The sequence below is a fragment of the Actinacidiphila acididurans genome, assembly GCF_016918855.1.
Taxonomy (GTDB): Bacteria; Actinomycetota; Actinomycetes; order Streptomycetales; family Streptomycetaceae; genus Actinacidiphila; species Actinacidiphila acididurans.
Window position 1 is genome coordinate 430,249 of record NZ_JADKYB010000003.1, and the last position, 17,301, is coordinate 447,549.

Sequence of the window (17,301 nt, forward strand, 5' to 3'; positions counted from 1 at the left end):
GGTATAACCTCAACCCCCCTTGCGCCGTGACCAGCGGCTACCATGAATGACATGGACCAACAGCCCGGAAACCGCGGCGAAATCCGGGACTTCCTTGCCAGCCGACGCGCCAAAATCACCCCGGCACAGGCCGGACTGCCGACCAGCACCCGCCGCCGGGTCGCCGGGCTGCGGCGCGAGGAGGTCGCCGTCCTTGCCGGCGTGAGCACGGAGTGGTACACGCGGCTGGAGAAGGGGCACATCGGCGGCGTGTCCGAAGACGTCCTTGACGCGGTCGCTCGTGCCCTGCGACTGGACGACGACGAACGCACCTACCTGTTCGACCTGGCCCGGTCATCGCGGCACGCGGGTCGCACGCCGTCGCGTCGCAGGGACGTCGAGGTCCCGCCCCGGGTCCAGTGGCTGCTCGACTCCATGACGATGTCCTCGGCGTTCGTACGCAACGGCCGCACGGACATCGTCGCCGGCAACGCCCTGGCCCGAGCCCTGTTCGCGCCGATGTTCGACAGCGCCACCGTCGACAAGCGCGGCCGCCCCAACCTCGCCCGCTATATCTTCCTCGACCTCGGCGCACACGACTTCTTCGTCGACTGGGACGCCGCCGGTGCCGCCACCGCCGCCCTGCTGCGCGCCGAGGTCGGGCGCGAGCCCCGCGACCGGGCACTGCGTGAACTCGTCGGCGAGCTGTCCACCCTCAGCCCGGAGTTTCGCACCCAATGGGCCGCGCACGACGTCCTGATGCGCCACGACGGCGTCAAACGGCTCCAGCACCCCGACGTCGGCCCCCTGGAGCTGACCTTCCAGTCCCTCGACCTGCCCCTGTCGGGCCGTGCCGTGCACGACATGATCATCTACACCGCCGAACCCGGCACCGCATCCGAGGACCGGCTCAAACTCCTCGCCACCTGGGCGGCCACGCAATCTCGGGCGGTACAGCCCGCCCGCAGTTCTCCTCAGCCCGGGTCGCTCTGATCCGTCGCGGTTCGCCCGGCCGGGAGGCCGGAGCACGATTCACCACAAGCCCGTAAAAGACCAGGTCAGAGCCCTCTTTGCCGCGCCCAGTAGACTGAACGTACAGTTCAGTTCTGAGGACTCGTTCTAATTCTGAGGAGTCGGCCATGACCGAAACCCCCGCCCGCGCGAGCGGCACCTTCGCTCTGGGGGACCTGACCCTGACCCGCCTCGGGTTCGGCTCGATGCAGCTCACCGGCCCCGGCGTGTGGGGCGACCCCAAGGACCCCGACGAGGCGGTGCGTGTCCTGCGGCGGGCCGTCGAGCTGGGCGTGAACTTCATCGACACCGCCGACTCGTACGGCCCGTTCACCGCCGAGCTGCTGATCAAGAAGGCCCTGCACCCGTACGCCGATGACCTGGTCATCGCCACCAAGGCCGGGCTGAGCCGGCAGGGGCCCGGCATCTGGACCCCGATCGGCCGGCCGGAGTACCTGCGCCAGCAGGCCGAGCTGAGCCTGCGCCACCTCGGCGTGGAGCGCATAGACCTGTTCCAGCTGCACCGGATCGACCCGGCCGTGCCCCTGGAGGACCAGGTCGGCGAGCTGAAGAAGCTGCAGGAGGAGGGCAAGATCCGCTACATCGGGCTGAGCGAGGTCACCGTCGAGCAGACCAAGGCGGCCGCCGCGGTCACCCCGATCGCCACCGTGCAGAACCTCTACAACCTGGCCAACCGGTCCGCCGAGGCCCTGCTGGACTACTCGGCCGAGCAGGGCATCGGCTTCATCCCCTGGTTCCCGCTGGCCACCGGCGAGCTCGCCGGCCCGGAGGGCCCGCTGGCGACGCTGTCCGAGCAGTACGGCGCCTCCGCCTCCCAGCTCGCGCTGGCCTGGCTGCTCAAGCGCTCCCCGGTCATGCTGCCGATCCCGGGCACGTCCAGCGTGGCGCACCTGGAGGACAACATCGGGGCCGCCGGGATCGAGCTCGACGACGACGCGTTCAAGACCCTCGCCGCGGCCGTCTGAGACTCCGCGGCGCCGACCGCCGTACACCTGATCGTCACCGCGCGGCGCGCACTGCCGCCGGGAGAGGAGCGCGACGATGCCACAGCGCAGAACCGATGCCGACCCGCGGGCCGAGCCGGCGAGCCTGGGCATCGTCGCGCACCCCACCGGGCCGCGCAGCCAGCGCGTCCATGAAGCCGTACTGCTGGCGACCCAGGAACTGCTGACCGAGGGCGGGCTGCCGGCCGCGACGGTGGACGCCATCGCGGCCCGCTCCGGGGTCAGCAAGGCCACCATCTACAAGCACTGGCCGTCACGGACGGCGGTGGCGGCCAAGGCGTTCGGACGCATGATGGCCGAGGAACTTCCGCTGCCGGACACCGGATCGGCCGTGGACGACCTCACCGAGCAGGTCGTACGCGTCAGCGCCTTCTACGCCGGCGAGCGCGGGCAGGTGTTCGCCCAGCTGGTCGCGGCCTGCGTGGACGACTCGGCGGGCGCCGCGTACTTCCGGGCGTACTTCCTGGCCGGCCGCCGCACGGCCATCACCGGCTTGTGGCAGCGCGCCGTGGCGTCCGGCGCGGCCGACCCGGCCGTCCCGGTCGACGACGCCATCGACATCCTCTTCGGCCCGCTGATCTTCCGCCGCCTGACCGGCCACTACCCGCTCACCGAGGAGCACGCCCGTACGCTCGCGCTGTCCGCGCTGCGGGGCCTGCTCGTCCGCCCTGCCGCGTCCCCTGTAGCCCGTGGCACATCAGGGGCCTGACCTGCCGCGGCGCCTCCGGCGAAAGGCGGCGGTCAGTTGCCCGGCACGGCGTCGTAGGCGGTCTGCGCGGCCGTGATCCGGCCGACGTTGGCCTCGGCCCAGTCGCCGATGGCGGCGAGCGGTCCGCTGAGGGAGTGGCCGAGGTCGGTGAGGGTGTACTGCACCCGGGGCGGCACCTCCGCGAAGACCTCGCGGGTGAGCAGGCCGTCCCGCTCCATCCGGCGCAGCGTCTGGGTCAGCACCTTCGGGGCTATCCTGCCGAGCTGCCCGCGCAGTTCGGAGAACCGCATCGGGCCGTCGCTCAGCAGCAGGACGACGAGCGCGGTCCACTTGTCGCCGATGCGGTCGAGCACGAGCCGGGTCGGGCAGTCCGGGTCGAACAGGTCCCCCTCGGGCGCCTGGGTCCGCTGCGACCGCAGCCGGTCGATCAGACGTGGAGCCGCAATAGTAACCATGAGGTACTTATAGCACGTTGAAGTACTCAGTATCCATTGGTTACTGTCGGCACGTGCCGGCTGACAGGCCGGTGACCAGGACCGAAGCGATACTGAGGCCACGGGCGGTCACCTGCGGCGGACGGCCGGCGGCACCGGATCGAGGACGAAGGAGCGACACCATGAGGATCGCGGTCTACGGAGCGACGGGCATGATCGGCAGCCGGGTGGTGGCCGAGGCCCTGTCGCGCGGACACGAGGTCATCGGTATCACCCGCACCGGCGGCGACCTGCCGGACGCGGTGCGGGCGGTGCGCGGCGACGCGGGGAACGCCGAGGTGGCCGCCGGCATCGCCGGTGAGGCCGACGTCGTCGTCTCGGCCATCGGGCCGAGCCGTACCGGCGGGGACGTGCGGGAGTACCTCACCACACTGCGCACCCTGGTGGACACCCTCAGCGGCTCGCGGCTGCTCGTGATCGGCGGCGCCGGCTCCCTGCTGGTGGACGGCAAGCGGATCGTCGACCAGCCCGACTTCCCCGAGATCTACCTCCCCGAGGCCCAGGTCGTCGCCGAGGGCCTGGAATACCTGCGCGGTCTGGGCGAGGGCGTCGACTGGACGTTCTTCTCCCCGGCGCCCCTGATCGAGCCCGGCGAGCGCACCGGCTCCTTCAAGATCGGCACCGACTCCCCGGTCGGCGACTCGATCTCCGCCGAGGACTTCGCGGTCGCCCTCCTCGACGAGATCGAGAAGCCGGCCTTCCGCCGCGCCCGCTTCACCGCCGCCAACTGACGCGGTCGCCGATCGACGCGGTTGCCGGCTGACGCCGTAGCGGCGCTCCCTGGCCGTGCCGCCGCGATCCGGGGAGCGCGGCGGCCGGCCCATCCGAAGCAGGATCCCTCCGGCCCGCCCTCGCTGAAGTGACGAAGGTGGAGCTTCCCGCGTACTGGCTGCCGCGACCGGACTTCCGCCCGGACCGGCGGACAGCGGCTTCCTTCGACCGGCTGCTGGACGCCGCGCTGGACCGCAGCCCCGACCGGCCCGTCGACTACCGGCTCGACGCCCCGAAATGGCAGTTCCTGTGCCACGTCGCCGACCGCGGCGACGTGGTCCTGCACGGCTCGGGCGCCCCGATCGTCCCGAACGGCCCCGCCCCGCCTCCCCGTTGTGATCGGCTGGCCCGGTGGAAGCCATCTGGACCAGTGTCGTCGCTGTCGCGGGCACCCTGCTGGGGTCCGTGATCACCTACGTCTTCCAGCGCGCCGCCTCCGCGCGTGCCGAGGGGTTCGCCCGGTCCGAGGCGCTGCGGCAGGAACGCATCGCCGGCTTCGGCGCGTTCGCCGCGGCGGCAGAGGACTACCGCCACGGGCAGGCGGCGCGCTGGTACCGAGGGCAGGAGGATGCGGACGGGCCGGGTTTCGTCGTCGTACGCGACGAGGCGCACCGGCTGCGTACCCTGGCCCGGCAGGCGCTCTACCGGGTCAAGCTCCTCACCGACGACGAGGGCGTGGTCCGCGCGGCCGAAAACGCGTACCGGAGCACTTGGGACCTGTCGAACGCGCGGGACCAGGCCGACTGGGAGGCGCGCGACGCGGAGGCTCGCGAGGCGATCGAGGCCTTTGTGTCGGGCGCCTCGCCCCTGGTGCGCTGAGTGGAGCCGACGGCGGGGGAGCGGGCCGGCCGCCCGGACCGGGTGGACGGGTCCGGGCGGCCGGCCCCCGGGTGGGGGCGCGGTTCCCTACTGCGCCGGCACGACCTCCAGCTGTATCAGGCCGGCGTTCTCCTCGGTCCAGCCGGTGACCGCGAGTGCCACGTAGCGGGCGGTGGCGGTCACGGCGAGCGAGGACGTACGGCCCTGGTGCCGCAGCGCGCCGGCGGGGGCGTACGTGAGGCCGTCCGTGCTGAACTCGGCTGTCGCCGCGGGCACTCCGGCCCCGGTCCAGACCGCCCGGACCTCTTGGACCGGGATCGCCGAGCCGAGGTCGACCACCATGCGGCCGTCAGGTCCGGGCCGCCACGAGGTCGCCGGGTCCCCGTCGACCGCCGCGGCCGGGTCCGACATCCCGGCCGGCAGCGGGCCGGTGGGGAAGGTGTCGCGGCCCAGCGCCGCGTCCGCCAGCGGGTACGGTGTGCCGCCGGGCACGGTCACCTCGCTCGTACGGTCCGGGCGGACCTCGGCGCGGACGCGGGCCCCCGCCGGCGTGGTGAGCTCCAGATGGGCGCGGGCCCCGGTGAACCGTACGGTCGCGGCGTCCACCACCTCGGCCCGCAGCCCCACGGGGACGGACCCGCCGCGACGGGAGCGCACGCTGAAGCGGGCGGGTGCGATCGTCGCCGCGGCGGCGTCCAGCACGGCCGAGTAATCGGTGCCGTCCGCGGTCACCACCTGGGTGCCGGCGAACAGCGTGACGGCGGAAGGGTCCTGGGGGACGGACACCGTCGTCGTGACCGGCGCGCCGGAGAGGTTGAACAGGCTCAGGTGACCGCCCGCGGTGCTGGTGCGTACCGCGGGGTGCTGGGCCTGCGGCGCCGGACGCGCGGCGGCGGCGCGTACCGTGGCCGGGTCGCCGTCCGGGTAGCCCTCGGCCAGTAGCGGTTCGGCGGCGCCGTCCGAGAGCACCACCAGATCGCCGTACACCGACAGCGGGTTGGCCGCGCCGCGTACCACCAGGCCGGCCCGGCCGTCGACCGACAGCCAGCCGCCGCGGCTGGACAGGTCCGCGGTCGGGAAACGGACCAGGTCCGTCCACGTCGTGCCGTCCGCCGAGCCCTGGATCCGGTACGCCCGGCCGGCCGCGACCTCCCAGCGCAGCGTGACCCGGTCGAAGGCACGCGGCTGGCCCAGGTCGACGGCCAGCCAGCTGTCCGGCCGGGTCCGCTGGGCGACCGAAACCGCCCACCGCGTCGTGGAGTTGCCGTCCACCGCCAGCGCCGCGCCCTTCCCGGTGTCCGCCGAGGAAGCGGTCACCGCCGCACCCTGCGCGAGGTCGGCGCCGTCCGCGCCCTCCCGTACCTCGAAGGCGTACAGCGAATAGCCGTACTGCGGATGGCCGGTGATCCCGAGCATGCGCACGTACCGAAACGTGGACTGCGGCAGCGTCAGGGTGTCGACACGTGGCCCGGCGCCGGGGCCCGTGCCACCGTTGTCCTGGGCCTTCACATCGGCACTGCCCTCGGCCGCGGTGTAGGTACGGCTGCCGTCCAGGCCCGCCAGGCCGGGCATGGTCAGGTTCTGCACGGTGAGGGCGCCTTCGCCCGCGCCCGTGCCGGTCGTCGCGTACACCACCTCGCCGCCGGGCAGCGTGGTGAACCCGGCGAACCCGGAGTCCAGCGCCAGCAGCGTCGCGGTCGCCTCGATGCCGTCGCGGATCTCCCAGTACGTGCGCACCGAACGGCCCAGCACCTTGCCGCCGCTGCCGGGCAGGAACATCGGGGTGGCGGCGCTGACGGTGAACAGCCAGTCGTCGTGCGCCGGTTGCCAGGCGAACTTCACGAAGCCGGGCTTGCTGACCGCCGCCGCCCAGGCCGCCGCGGTGCGGTGCGCGACCAGGCCCGGGCCGGAGCCGAAGTCCTTGGCCCCGGCGGCCTGTTCGAGCATCTGCTGGTCCGACAGCGGCGTCACGGTGCCGCCGTTGGCCGCCCGCCACTCGTGCAGCAGGTAACTGATGGCGACCTCGGCCCGCGCCTCGGGCTCGTACTTCGGCTCACCGGAGAACTTCGCCAGCCGGTACAGCGGCGGGTACGCCTGGTACGGCGCCAGGCGCGTGGCCATCGCCGCCTCCGCCCACGCCGCCGAGCGGTCGCCCGCCACCTGGGCGAGGAACGCCAACGGGATCACGTCCCGCCCGTACAGGTGCTCGCGGTCCGCGACCATCGGCATCAGCGGCTCGCCCGAATCGCTCATCATCAGCAGCAGGGTGTGCCACAACTGCCGCGCGTTCGGCTGCGCGGTGAGCACCTCCGGCAGCGGCCGGCCCGCGGTGATGAAGTGCACGGAGTTGCGGCCCGAGGTGCGCCACAACTCCTCCTGGTAGTGCGGCCCGAACGACCCGTGGTTCTCCACGATGAAGGTGTCGTACAGGTTCTGCGCGGTGTTGGCGCTCACCGGGACACCGTCGACCAGCGCCGGGTTGGCCAGGTCGGCCGCCGGCAGCCCCGTCTCGTTGCGGCTCCACACGCCGTACGCCCTGATCCAGTCGGCGTAGCGCGGGTCGTCCGCCGCCCAGGCCAGGCCCGGGGCCAGCGATTGGGCGTAGACCCCCATCTCCTCCAGTTTGGTGTCGCCGACGAAGCCGCCGTGCAGGCCGTTGGTGGTCCAGGGGCTCGACGCCGGGTCGGCGGCCGTGCCCAACGAGGTGGTGTACGCGGCTTGTTCCCGCACGATCGTGTCGACGTGCCCCTGCGTCACCGAGTCCAACTGGTCCCACAGCAGCCGCGCGGCCAGCACGAAGTAGAGCTGGAAGGTGGTGTCGAAGAACAGGGTCCGGCCCCATTCGGTGCCGCCCGTCAGCCGGTTGGACGCGGCGAAGTGCTGGATCGAGACCAGGGTGTGCGAGCGCAGCGTCTCGAAGTCCACCCCGGCGCGGTCCGCGTCGTACGTACCGCGGGTCAGCAGCACGGCGTTGCCCAGCACGACCGCGAAATTGTAGTCCGTCGCCGTGTAGCGCCCGGCCTTCGCGTCCCACTGCGTCTCGGCCCACCGGGTGTGCGTCAGCAGCGCCTGGTAATACGCCGCGGCCACCTCGTCCGGCGGCCCCGCGGCCCCGGCCCCCATGGCCGGCCCGGCATCCGCCGGAGCCGCGCTCCCTGAAGCGGCCCCCACGGTCACCGAACCGGTCACCGCCAGCGCGGTCAATGCGGCGAGCTGAGTGAATCGCCGTCTGCCCAGTCCACCCGAGTCTTGGGACACGAGGATTCTCCTTCACGCTTGCTGGACAACGTTGTCAAACTGCGGCGAGCCCGATCTTTCTTGGCGCGACGGGCGACGTCAAGATGTACGGCGCAAGGAGATCTGCGGGGGGTTCGCCGGTGGCGGCCCAGCCGGTGGGACGCGGGGTGGCCTGGTGGGGGCTGAGGGGCTTGAGGCCGGTGGGCTCGCGGGTTGAGGTGGTGCGTATGCGTGGACGACGTCCGGTGGTCGTGACCGTATGTCGGTGCCCTGCGGCATGATGATCGCCGTGAAAACCGAGATGCTCGTCGACGTCTGGCAGCGCCTTCTCACTGACCCCGATCTGTCGTGGGTGCTGTTCGAACATGGCACCTGTGTGGTGCTGACCGCTCCCGAAGGCGACCTTGCGGAGCAGGCCACCGGAATCCTCGGGACGTTCGGTCCCGTTCACGCAGGTTCTCCGGCGGCCGACTTCGGGGTGATCGACGTCAAGGACGCCGACGGGTGGGTGGTCACCGGTGACCACCAGGACGTCCTCACGTATGTCGCGCCCGACGAGCCCGGCGGCCAAGAGGATTTCGCCGTCGGGCTGTTCGGACGCTCCAAGCGCCACCTGGACGGCACCGAACTGCGAGTCGTCCATGTCGAGGACAGGCGTGGCTCTTCAGGCGCTGCACAAGTGCGCGGCTGAGCCTCGTCCCGTGGGTGCGGAGGGAACCGAGGGGATGCCTTGCCGGCGATGAGCGGGGACAGCGTCCGGATCGCCGGTGCGCACGAGGGCGCGGCTGGGCCAGTGCTCTTGGCAGCCGACCCAGCGGGTCAGGTCCTGCTGGTTTCGAACAGCAACGGCCGGGACGGCGTGTGCCGCTGGGATACGGATACCGGCGCGCTGCTGTGGCGTTCGTCGGATGCGCTGGGGGGCGGGAACGCTCTGGCCGCGGTGCGGCTGGCCGACGGACGGTGGGTGGTCGCGGCTGCGGGCGAGAGGGGTGTTGCCCGGTGGGACGGGCTCACCGGGCAGGTGCTTCCCGGATGCGAGCCGCGCGACGAGACGGTGTGGGGTCTCGCCTCGGCCCGTCTGCTCGACGGCAGGGCGGTACTGGTAGGAGCGGGTAACGGCGGAGAGATCCACCGCTGGGACGCGGAAACCGGCATCGCCCTGGGGAAGCCGCTTGTCGGGCACGGGACCAGCGTCAAATGTGTTGCCGTACAGGAGCTGCCCGGCCATACGGTGATGATCGCGTCGGGGGGCGATGACGGGTGCGTCCGCCGGTGGGACGCCGCCACCGGCCAGGCCCTGGGCATGCCGCTCGAAGCCTCCGGTTGGGTCATCGAGGTCGTGATGCTCCCTCTGGCCGGAGGGAGGACACTGATCGCGGCCTCCGACAACGAGGACATCCTGTACCGGTGGGACGCCGAGAGCGGGGAGCCGATCGGGCACCCCGTTGAAATGGGCGAGTACACAGTCCTGGCCTCGGCGGTCCATCTTGCCGGCGAGCCGATGCTGTTCACCTTCGGCGCGGACGAGGTCGTGCGCCAGCGGCACGCGGTCACCGGCGAACCCACCGGTCACTCCTGGAGAGGCCAGGCTGCCTCTTGCGTGACCCGCGCGGACGGGACGGTGCTGCTCGCCACGGGTGCGTTCAACGGGGACGTCGTCGTTCAGACGCTTGGCGTTCCACAACGCTCAGGCGGCTCCTGACCCGCGAGCTGTGGATATTCGGTGTGCCCAACCCGAGCGAGCCGTAAGAGCCCTGCGCTGCCCACGGGAGCGGGCGGCCGCGGGGCAAGTCGCCTCCGGCGGCGCCGGCCCGGCGCACATCAGCCGGTCGTCGTTGAGTCCCGCGATCAGGAGAAAGTACCTGACGACAGCACAGCGTTCACGAAGTCTGCCGGCGGCAAGTACCGGTGGGCTTCGACATAATGCGCAACCAGCTCAGGAGCCACGTAGGCGAGGTCGTCGCCCATGACGCGTATCTCTGCGCTGCCCCATGGGATGTCTCCACGGGGTCCGAACAGCCGCAAGGAACACCAAGGGCAGACATGGCGCCCCCGCGTCTGCGCGGCCCGATGCGTCCGGGCCATTCGCTTCAGCGCCTCTGCCAGCCCCGCAGGCGGCGCTCCTTTTGCGTAGCGCCTGCCGCGGCTGAGCCACCCCACGGTCAGCAGCGGGATGCCCTGCCAGCGGCCCGCCAGGTCCCAGTCGTCGCTGCCGTACGTGTACGGAGTCAGGTCGCGGTAGTACGTCATGGCGATCGTCTACCGACCACAGCCGATCGGCGCCAACGTGCAGCGCCCCGGCCGCTCCGTACGAGGTTCACGAAATGGCGGCCCGAGCCGGAAGTTCCTCAGGACCGCCTCCCATCAGCAGCACACGGAAGTGACCGCATGAGCTTCCCACAAGCGTCGCCTCCGATGTTCCTCAAGCCCCGCCGATGGCCGGCCGCTGGGCCGGCGGACACGCCGGGACCGTCCCGCTCAGCGCAGCAGGGCGATCACTTCGGCGAATGCCGCCATGCTGGGCTCGACGACGGAGAAATACGTGATCCCGAGCGATTCGCGGAGGCGCAAGAGCTCGTCTGCGATCTCCCGGGCCGAGCCGGAGAGCACGCAGGGCTGCGCCAGGATTTGCTCGTCGGTCAGGCCGGGGAGCAGGGGACGCAGGGGCGACGGGTCGGGCTGGGCGGGCGCCAGTGCCACGAGGGCGACGAGGAGATTGAGCTCCGGAGGGTCGGCCCGGTCGGCGGCGGCCTCCCGTACGACGGCGACCCGGCGGGCGAGGGCCTGTGCGGGCGCTGCGCCTCCGTCGACGCCGGCCTCAAGGGGGAAACCGACGATGTCGGCCTCTCGTCCCGCGAGGCGCAGCATCCTTTCCCCGCTGCCGGCGAGCAGCAGCGGCGGACCCTGGGTTCGCGCGGCACCGGGCGACTGGTCGTCCGGTGAGACCGGTTCGCGCAGCGCCCGCATGGTGCGCGCCAGGTGCTCGACGCGTTGGGCGGCGCTCGGATACGGCAGCCCGGCCGCTTCGTAGTCCGCCGGCTGGTAGCCCGCGCCGAGTCCCACTTCCAGGCGGCCTTCGGTGAGGCGGTGCACCTCGGCGGCATCCCTGGCGAGCAGCGCGGGATTGTGGAGGCCGGCGTTGAGGACCAGGGTGCCCACCCGGATCGAGACGGCCTCGGCGGCCGACATCAAAGCGGGGAAGGGGGCCGGCATCCCGAAGTGGTCCGGGACCAGCAGGACGTCGTAGCCGAGGTCCTCTGCCTGCCGGGCCCTGCTCTGCCAAGCCGTCCGCGAGCCGGTGGAGAACAGACTGACGCCGAACCGGAACGGGCGCGGGTTGCCGACCGCTGCGGACGCGGTTTCTGGGTGCGCGGCGGGACACATGACGGTGGTCCACCCTTCGGTGTGCCGTGGGGGCCGACGAGGCCTTGACGGGGGCCGACGACCGGGGTCGCCCAGCCTGCCGCGCGACAGACAGTAGGGGCAGGCCCCCGATTTGTCCGCACGCGACGCACGGGCAACGGGACCGGCCACCCCTTCATTCACCCTCCCAGCGGTGCGAGCCGCACAGGGAGCCGACCGCTGGTGCCGGCAACGTACGTCCCAGGCGGGCGAGCGGGGACAGCGCCATCACGGCGGGGGACAGCAGCATGCCGGCGGCCGTCACCAGGAGGCCGGTGCGCAGCCCCCACCGCTGCGCGAGAAAGCCGCCGAGCAGGGAGCCGATCGGGGTCAGGCCCATCCCGACGAACGTGATCGTCGCCGCCGCGCGGCCTTGCATGTCGTCCGGGGTGACGGCCTGCCGGACGGCCATGACCGTGACGTCGACCAGTTGGCCGATGGCGCCGAACACGAAGTTGACCGCCACGAGCACGGGGACCGTCACCGCGGCAGGTCCGTGGAGCGGGGGCACACACAGCATCACGCCGTCACCGAGAGCCGCCGAGGTCACGAGCACCACGCCGTAACCGAATCGGTTCGGCAGGCGGCCGGCGAGCAGCGAGCCCAGGAGCGCGCCCGGCCCTGTCGCCGCGAGCGCCAGCCCGACGGCGGTGCCCGGCAGGTGCAGGACCCGGGGCAGGAAGAGCAGATAGACGGTCATCATGGTCGCCAAGGAGAACTGGAAGGCGGCCGAGGCGAGGCCCACGGCCCGCAGCAAGGGATCGCCGACGACAAAGCGGAGGCCTTCCTGGATCCGCCGCCGGACCCGACGGGGACGCTCCGCGCGCTGAGGGATCGCTTCGGGCCGGCGGATCTGCCGGATCGACAGGAACGACAGTACGAAGAACAGCGCGCTGGACGCGATGGCGATCGGTGCCGACAGCAGGGACACCAACGTGCCGCCGAGAGCGGGGCCGCCGATCTGAGCCGCGGACCGGCTGCCCTCCAGCGCGCTGTTGCCCCGCAGCAGTTGATCGCGTCTCACCAGCCGTACCAGAGACGCCTGATACGCCACGTCGAAGAACACGGACAGGGCCCCGACGGCGAAGGCGACCACGAGCAGGGCCGGCAGGCCGAGTACGCCGAGAACGCCGGCCACGACGGCCGCGCCCAGGGCCGTGGCCCGGCCGGCATCCGCCAGCACCATCACCGTGCGGGTCCGCCACCTGTCCACCCACGCGCCGGCGAAGAGCGAAAGGAGCAGGATCGGCGCCTGCTCCACCGCGCGGAGGACGCCCAGCCGGCCGGCGTCGGTGTTGAGCGTCAGGACGGCGATCAGTGGCAGGACCACCAGGCTCGCGTGCTCGCCGAGTTGGGAGGCGGTCTGGCCCGCGCAGAGCCTGCGGAAGTCGGCGTCCCGCCACAAGCCGGCCGGTACGGATCGACCGGAACCGAACGTATCAGATGAAATGGAGGAGTCGTACGACACGGGGATCCCTTGGATTGCCGAGAACGAGGCCCGCCACCCGGCGCCCGGCAGGACGCACCGACGGTTCAGGCGGGGGAAGGCTCGCTGTGCCCACGGATCACGGGCGGCACGCGATGACAGGCCGACGACGGCCTACGACGTCAACGCGCGCTCGGACGACCGGCCATGTCTCAGCTCCTCGTGGATCACTCCCTGCCCGGACAGTAGCCCGCGGCGCTCCGACGCGAAAGCCGATTTCGGAGTCGGCGCAGGCGTTCCTGTGCAGGCTCGACCTGGGAAATTCAGCTCAGCGGACGATGGACACGATCCGGCAGGCGGCCTCGGCGAGTTCGCGGTCACCGTCGATGCGGGCCGCCGCCGTCCAGGTGGGAACCCATGGCCGCAGCCTGGCACTCGTGCCACGGGGTCCGCCACGTGAATACGCCTGGCACCGGCGGCCGGCCCACGAACGCGGCCGGACCGAGCCCCCGGCAGCCCCGTAGAAGCGCAGCCCTCACCCCCGCGCCCGGACCTCCACCGGGAGCCGGTCCAGGCAGCGCACCTTGCCGCGGCGCCAGCGAAGAGCGTCCGGCGGGACGGCGAGCGACAGGTCGGCGGTACGGAGCAGCAGCTCGGTGAGGACGCGGGTCTCCAGGAGGGCGAGGGACGAGCCCGGGCAGCGGTGCACGCCGTGGCCGAAGCCGAGGTGGCGGTTGGAGCGGCGGTCGAGGAGAAGGGTGTCGGGGTCGGGGAAGGCGCGTTCGTCGCGGTTGGCGGCGGCGAGGCAGAGGAAGACGTGGTGGCCGGCCGGGACGACGCGCTCCGCGATCCGTACATCGGTGAGGGCGGTACGGTGCACCGTCATCGTGACCGGGCCGTCGTAGCGCAGGACCTCCTGGACCGCGGCGGGCACGGCCAGCGGCCGCCGGCGCAGGGCGGCCGCCCGGTCCGGGTCGCACAGCAGGTGGCGGACGACCGCGGACGTCAGGCCGGTGCCGGTCTCGTGCCCGGCGACCAGCAGCAGCATCGCGGTGGTGAGGATCTCCTGGTCGGTCAGCCGCTCGGCGGGCGGGGCGTTCACCAGGTCGTGGACGAGACCGCCGGAGGAGCGGGCGACGGCCCCCGGGCGGTGCCGGGCGGCCAGGTCGCGCACGAAGCCGGCGAGGTAGCCGGTGAGGCGCTGCCGGCCCGCGGTGCTCGCGGCGCGCGTGGCCGCGTCGGTCTGTTCGGTCATCAGCTCGTGGGACCAGCGCAGCAGGTCGTGGTGGTCCCGGGACGGGAGGCCGAGCAGCCGGCAGATGGTGAGCACGGTCAGCGGGGCGGCCAGGGCCTCGACCGCGTCGGCGGGCCCGGCGGCCGGGGACAGCGGCAGGGCGCCGATCAGGCCGGCCGCCGTCCGCTCGATGTACGGGCGCAGGTCCGCGATGCGCTGCCAGGTGGGGGTCCGGGTCACGGTCCGCCGCAGCCGGGTGTGCTCGGGCGGGTCGGAGGTGAACATCGAGCGGGCGAACGCCGCCCGGGAGACGTGGTTGTCCTGGTCCGGCCGCGTGCCGCCCGGGCCGCGGGCGGGATCGCTGCTCAGGCGGCCGTCGCGCAGCGCGGCGCGGACCGCCGCGTGGCCGGTGACGACCCAGGAGGGGGTGGCGGCGTCGGGCAGCGGGTGGACGTCCCCGGCCGCCCGTAACCGGGCCAGCAGCGGGTACGGGTCGGGCATGCTGGTCAATCCGGGCGGTATGGCGGCGTCCACGGCTGCTCCGGTGGTCGGGCTCGGGCCGGTCCCCGGCCGCCGTCGGCCGGGGCGGCGGCGCTGCGGGGGAGCGGAGTGAGGATGTCCGCGACGTCCCCGGCGGCGCCGAGAGCGGTTTCCGGGCCGGCGTAGCGTCCGGTCGTCGCGTACCAGGCGCGCAGTCCGGTGACCATGTCCTGCGCCCCGGCGAGGAAGCGGGTCACCGCGTCCGGACCGGGCGGTACGGTCGGACGGGCCCGGTGGGAGTCGAGGAACGCCTGCCGCTCGGCGGCGAGTTGCGCGACGGCGTCCCGTTCCCGGGTCCGCAGTTCCTCCAGCGCCTGTGGGACGGAGAGCCCGCGGACCTTGTGCAGGACGACCGCCAGGTTGACGTCGTCACCGCGGGCCAGCTCCCTGGGCAGCGAGTTGCGGTCGTTCAGCAGGAGCGCGACATCGGCCACGCACAGGCGCACCCGGGCGATGTGCGGGTCCTCCCACACCGGGTCCGGCAGTTCGCAACGGGCCGCCCGCTCCAGCAGCACCGACGCGAAGTCGCCCATCACGGCCGCCCGGCGGACGGTCAGGTACGTCTCGACGGCGCGCGGCCCCTCCGCCGTCAGATCCGCCTCCACCACGCAGGCGTCGAGCAGTTCGCGCCAGGACGCGGCAGCGCGTGCCTGCCACCGCGGCGACATGCCCGCCAGGATCCGGGGACCCAGGTCCGCCCAGGCCCGGACCAGCGGAACCCGGCTCGGACCGGTCGCCCTTCCGGTCATGCGGTCCATCAACTCGTCCCGCAGATCGGCCAGTTCACCGGCCCGGAACCGCCTGGTGCCGTCGTACTGGTCGTCCAGCAGCGTGAACCAGCCCAGCGTGTCCACCGTCACGTCGAGGTCGGCGCCCGAGGCGGCCGGATAGGTGAGAGCGCCGAGTTCGGTGATGCGCCAGCGCGCGTACCGGGCCGCATGCCGCTCGTCCCCGATCAGCCCGAACCGCCGGACCCACGCCAGATGACGCGCCCGAGCGGCGGCGATCCCGGGCCCCGGCGGGGGAGGAGCGGTGCGAGAAATGTCGGCCACAGGCCGGATCTCCTGTGCGAGGAGCCGAACGGATTCAGACAGCAACCGAATATACGTCCCGCGTGCCCGCGCGACAGCGGAACGGAGTCGAAACTCCGCTCCACCTGCCGTCGGTGGGCGGGCAGCCCACCCGTCGCCCGCGACCGGCTCCCGCCGAATTCGCCGGTACCCGGGCGGATACGGCAGGGCCGGCAGCCGTACGGCGCCCCGTCCGCTCACCCGCTCTCGCGCACCGTCACGGACGGCGCCAGCAGCACCCCTCGCTCCTCGGGGACCCGGCCGCTGAGCGTGGTCGCCAGCAGCCGCATCACCGCCTCCCCGATGTGGGCGAGCGGGCGGCCGACGCTGGTGAGCGTGGGCGTCACCCGGGAAGCGATCGGAGAGTCGCCGAACCCGATCACCGCCAGTTCGCGGCCCACCGCCAGACCGAGCCGGCCGGCGGCGGCGTAGCACCCCATGGCGAGCATGTCGTCGGCGGCGACCACGGCGGTGGGGGCCGGCTGGGCGCTCAGCAGCCGCAGCGCGCCTCGCGCCCCGTCCTGGCACGTGCTCGGCGCCCAGTCGCAGGCGTCGGCGGGCAGGCCGTGCTTGCGCATCGCCCGTCGCCAGCCGGCCAGCCGCGGTTCGTCGCGCTCCGCGGATCCGGGCGACCGGCCCAGGAAGGCGATATGGCGGTGCCCCGCGGCCACCAGGTGGTCGACGGCCGCCTCCGCCCCGGCGGACAGGTCCACGTCCACCCACAGCGGGCCGGCGGCCGCGTCCGTACCCGCCTCTTCCGTACCGCTGCCCGCCTCCGCACCGGAAGCGCCGCCCGCTCTCGGAGGCCGGCCGAAGGACACGAAGGGGGCCCGCCGGCGGCTGAGCAGGTCCGGCCGCGGGTCGTCCGGCCGGGCCCGCAGCACGAATCCGTCCACGCTGCCGGTGCGCAGCAGGCCGGCCCAGCGGGTCGTTTCCACGTCCCCCGCCGGGTAGTTGAACAGCAGCAGCAGATACCCCTCGGCCTCGGCCGCCTCGCACAGCGCCTGCAGGAACTCGTCCTGGACAACGCTGTCAGGGTCGCGTCCGCCCCCGTCCAGCAGATAGCCGATCTGCCGGGTGTACCGCGTGCGCAGCGAGCGGGCCATCAGATTCGGTACGTAGCCCAGTTCGTCGATGGCCGCCATCACACGGGCCAGCGTGCCCGGCCGCAGCCGGTGAGGGGCGTTGAGCGCGTTGGACACGGTCTGCCGTGAGACTCCGGCCGCCTGGGCGACCTGGACGATGGTGGGCCCGCTGGGCCCTTGTTGGGTGGTGGACATGCCGCCTCGATGCACCTCGATGTACTTTCCGGCACCTCCCCGGTGGTCAAGTCGGGTCGGAAACCGGCGCTTCCCCGCGCGGCACCTGGGCGCGCGAATCCGGTCGAACGGACCGGAGAGCCCTCGCCGGGCCTCCCGTCATCGGCAGAGGTTATCGGAAGGAGACGGCGCTGCTCGCGCGCGATCCACGGGCGAAGGGCCGTACGGCATCGGACCGGACGAGAGCCGACCGTACGGTGTCGGAACATCGGGCGTCGGAACGTAACGCATCGGACCGGTGACCGCGCTGCACGAAGCGCGTGCG

The 17,301-nt window shown here is 72.7% G+C and carries 16 protein-coding genes; 8 read left to right on the forward strand and 8 right to left on the reverse strand.

The window, feature by feature from the left end; translation table 11 throughout:
• Positions 1–51: 51 nt before the first annotated feature.
• From ITX44_RS07290 to ITX44_RS07300, 3 genes are all read left to right on the forward strand, one after another.
• On the forward strand, positions 52–972 hold the full coding sequence (locus ITX44_RS07290; RefSeq protein WP_205356194.1) for a helix-turn-helix transcriptional regulator: 921 nt from the start codon (positions 52–54) through the stop codon (positions 970–972).
• Positions 973–1,118: 146 nt separating this feature from the next.
• Positions 1,119–1,976, forward strand: coding sequence for an aldo/keto reductase (locus ITX44_RS07295; protein ID WP_205356195.1), 858 nt, complete (start codon positions 1,119–1,121; stop codon positions 1,974–1,976).
• Positions 1,977–2,052: 76 nt separating this feature from the next.
• Positions 2,053–2,724, forward strand: coding sequence for a TetR/AcrR family transcriptional regulator (locus tag ITX44_RS07300; protein WP_205356196.1), 672 nt, complete (start codon positions 2,053–2,055; stop codon positions 2,722–2,724).
• 32 nt (positions 2,725–2,756) lie between these two features.
• On the opposite strand, the gene ITX44_RS07305 is transcribed toward ITX44_RS07300, so the two are convergent.
• Positions 2,757–3,179: a winged helix-turn-helix transcriptional regulator gene (locus ITX44_RS07305; RefSeq protein ID WP_205356197.1), complete on the reverse strand. Its 423-nt coding sequence runs from the start codon at positions 3,177–3,179 to the stop codon at positions 2,757–2,759.
• A 161-nt stretch (positions 3,180–3,340) separates the two neighbouring features.
• Here ITX44_RS07305 and ITX44_RS07310 point away from each other — a divergent pair, with 161 nt between their 5' ends.
• The 3 genes from ITX44_RS07310 (at position 3,341) to kilB (ending at position 4,808) form a co-directional block, all read left to right on the forward strand.
• On the forward strand, positions 3,341–3,949 hold the full coding sequence (locus ITX44_RS07310) for an NAD(P)-dependent oxidoreductase (protein ID WP_205356198.1): 609 nt from the start codon (positions 3,341–3,343) through the stop codon (positions 3,947–3,949).
• 128 nt (positions 3,950–4,077) lie between these two features.
• Complete coding sequence (locus tag ITX44_RS07315) at positions 4,078–4,398, forward strand: hypothetical protein (protein ID WP_205356199.1); 321 nt, start codon at positions 4,078–4,080, stop codon at positions 4,396–4,398.
• A complete protein-coding gene (gene kilB / locus ITX44_RS07320; RefSeq protein WP_205356200.1) occupies positions 4,341–4,808 on the forward strand; it encodes a plasmid transfer protein KilB in 468 nt (155 codons plus the stop codon). Before ITX44_RS07315 ends, kilB begins: the two co-directional genes overlap by 58 nt.
• Before the next feature lie 87 nt (positions 4,809–4,895).
• Here kilB and ITX44_RS07325 read toward each other — a convergent pair whose 3' ends face one another.
• Entirely contained in the window at positions 4,896–8,066 is a 3,171-nt protein-coding gene (locus tag ITX44_RS07325) for a discoidin domain-containing protein (RefSeq protein WP_205356201.1), read from the reverse strand.
• Positions 8,067–8,322: 256 nt separating this feature from the next.
• Here ITX44_RS07325 and ITX44_RS07330 point away from each other — a divergent pair, with 256 nt between their 5' ends.
• Together ITX44_RS07330 and ITX44_RS07335 are read left to right on the forward strand one after the other, a co-directional pair.
• Positions 8,323–8,736 (forward strand): hypothetical protein, encoded by a 414-nt coding sequence (locus tag ITX44_RS07330; protein WP_205356202.1) that lies wholly within the window; start codon positions 8,323–8,325, stop codon positions 8,734–8,736.
• Between the two features lie 48 nt (positions 8,737–8,784).
• Positions 8,785–9,747, forward strand: coding sequence for a WD40 repeat domain-containing protein (locus ITX44_RS07335; protein ID WP_205356203.1), 963 nt, complete (start codon positions 8,785–8,787; stop codon positions 9,745–9,747).
• 146 nt (positions 9,748–9,893) lie between these two features.
• On the opposite strand, the gene ITX44_RS07340 is transcribed toward ITX44_RS07335, so the two are convergent.
• The 6 genes from ITX44_RS07340 to ITX44_RS07365 form a co-directional block, all read right to left on the reverse strand.
• A complete protein-coding gene (locus tag ITX44_RS07340; RefSeq protein WP_205356204.1) occupies positions 9,894–10,295 on the reverse strand; it encodes a DUF7919 family protein in 402 nt (133 codons plus the stop codon).
• A 228-nt stretch (positions 10,296–10,523) separates the two neighbouring features.
• Positions 10,524–11,429, reverse strand: a complete 906-nt coding sequence (locus tag ITX44_RS07345) for a TIGR03621 family F420-dependent LLM class oxidoreductase (RefSeq protein ID WP_205356205.1) — start codon at positions 11,427–11,429, stop codon at positions 10,524–10,526.
• 154 nt (positions 11,430–11,583) lie between these two features.
• On the reverse strand, positions 11,584–12,897 hold the full coding sequence (locus ITX44_RS07350) for an MFS transporter (RefSeq protein WP_372440852.1): 1,314 nt from the start codon (positions 12,895–12,897) through the stop codon (positions 11,584–11,586).
• Positions 12,898–13,408: 511 nt separating this feature from the next.
• On the reverse strand, positions 13,409–14,608 hold the full coding sequence (locus ITX44_RS07355; RefSeq protein WP_236060239.1) for a cytochrome P450: 1,200 nt from the start codon (positions 14,606–14,608) through the stop codon (positions 13,409–13,411).
• Positions 14,609–14,613: 5 nt separating this feature from the next.
• Positions 14,614–15,699 (reverse strand): terpene synthase family protein, encoded by a 1,086-nt coding sequence (locus ITX44_RS07360; protein WP_205356207.1) that lies wholly within the window; start codon positions 15,697–15,699, stop codon positions 14,614–14,616.
• 215 nt (positions 15,700–15,914) lie between these two features.
• A complete protein-coding gene (locus ITX44_RS07365) occupies positions 15,915–16,997 on the reverse strand; it encodes a LacI family DNA-binding transcriptional regulator (protein WP_205356208.1) in 1,083 nt (360 codons plus the stop codon).
• Between the last annotated feature and the right edge of the window lie 304 nt (positions 16,998–17,301).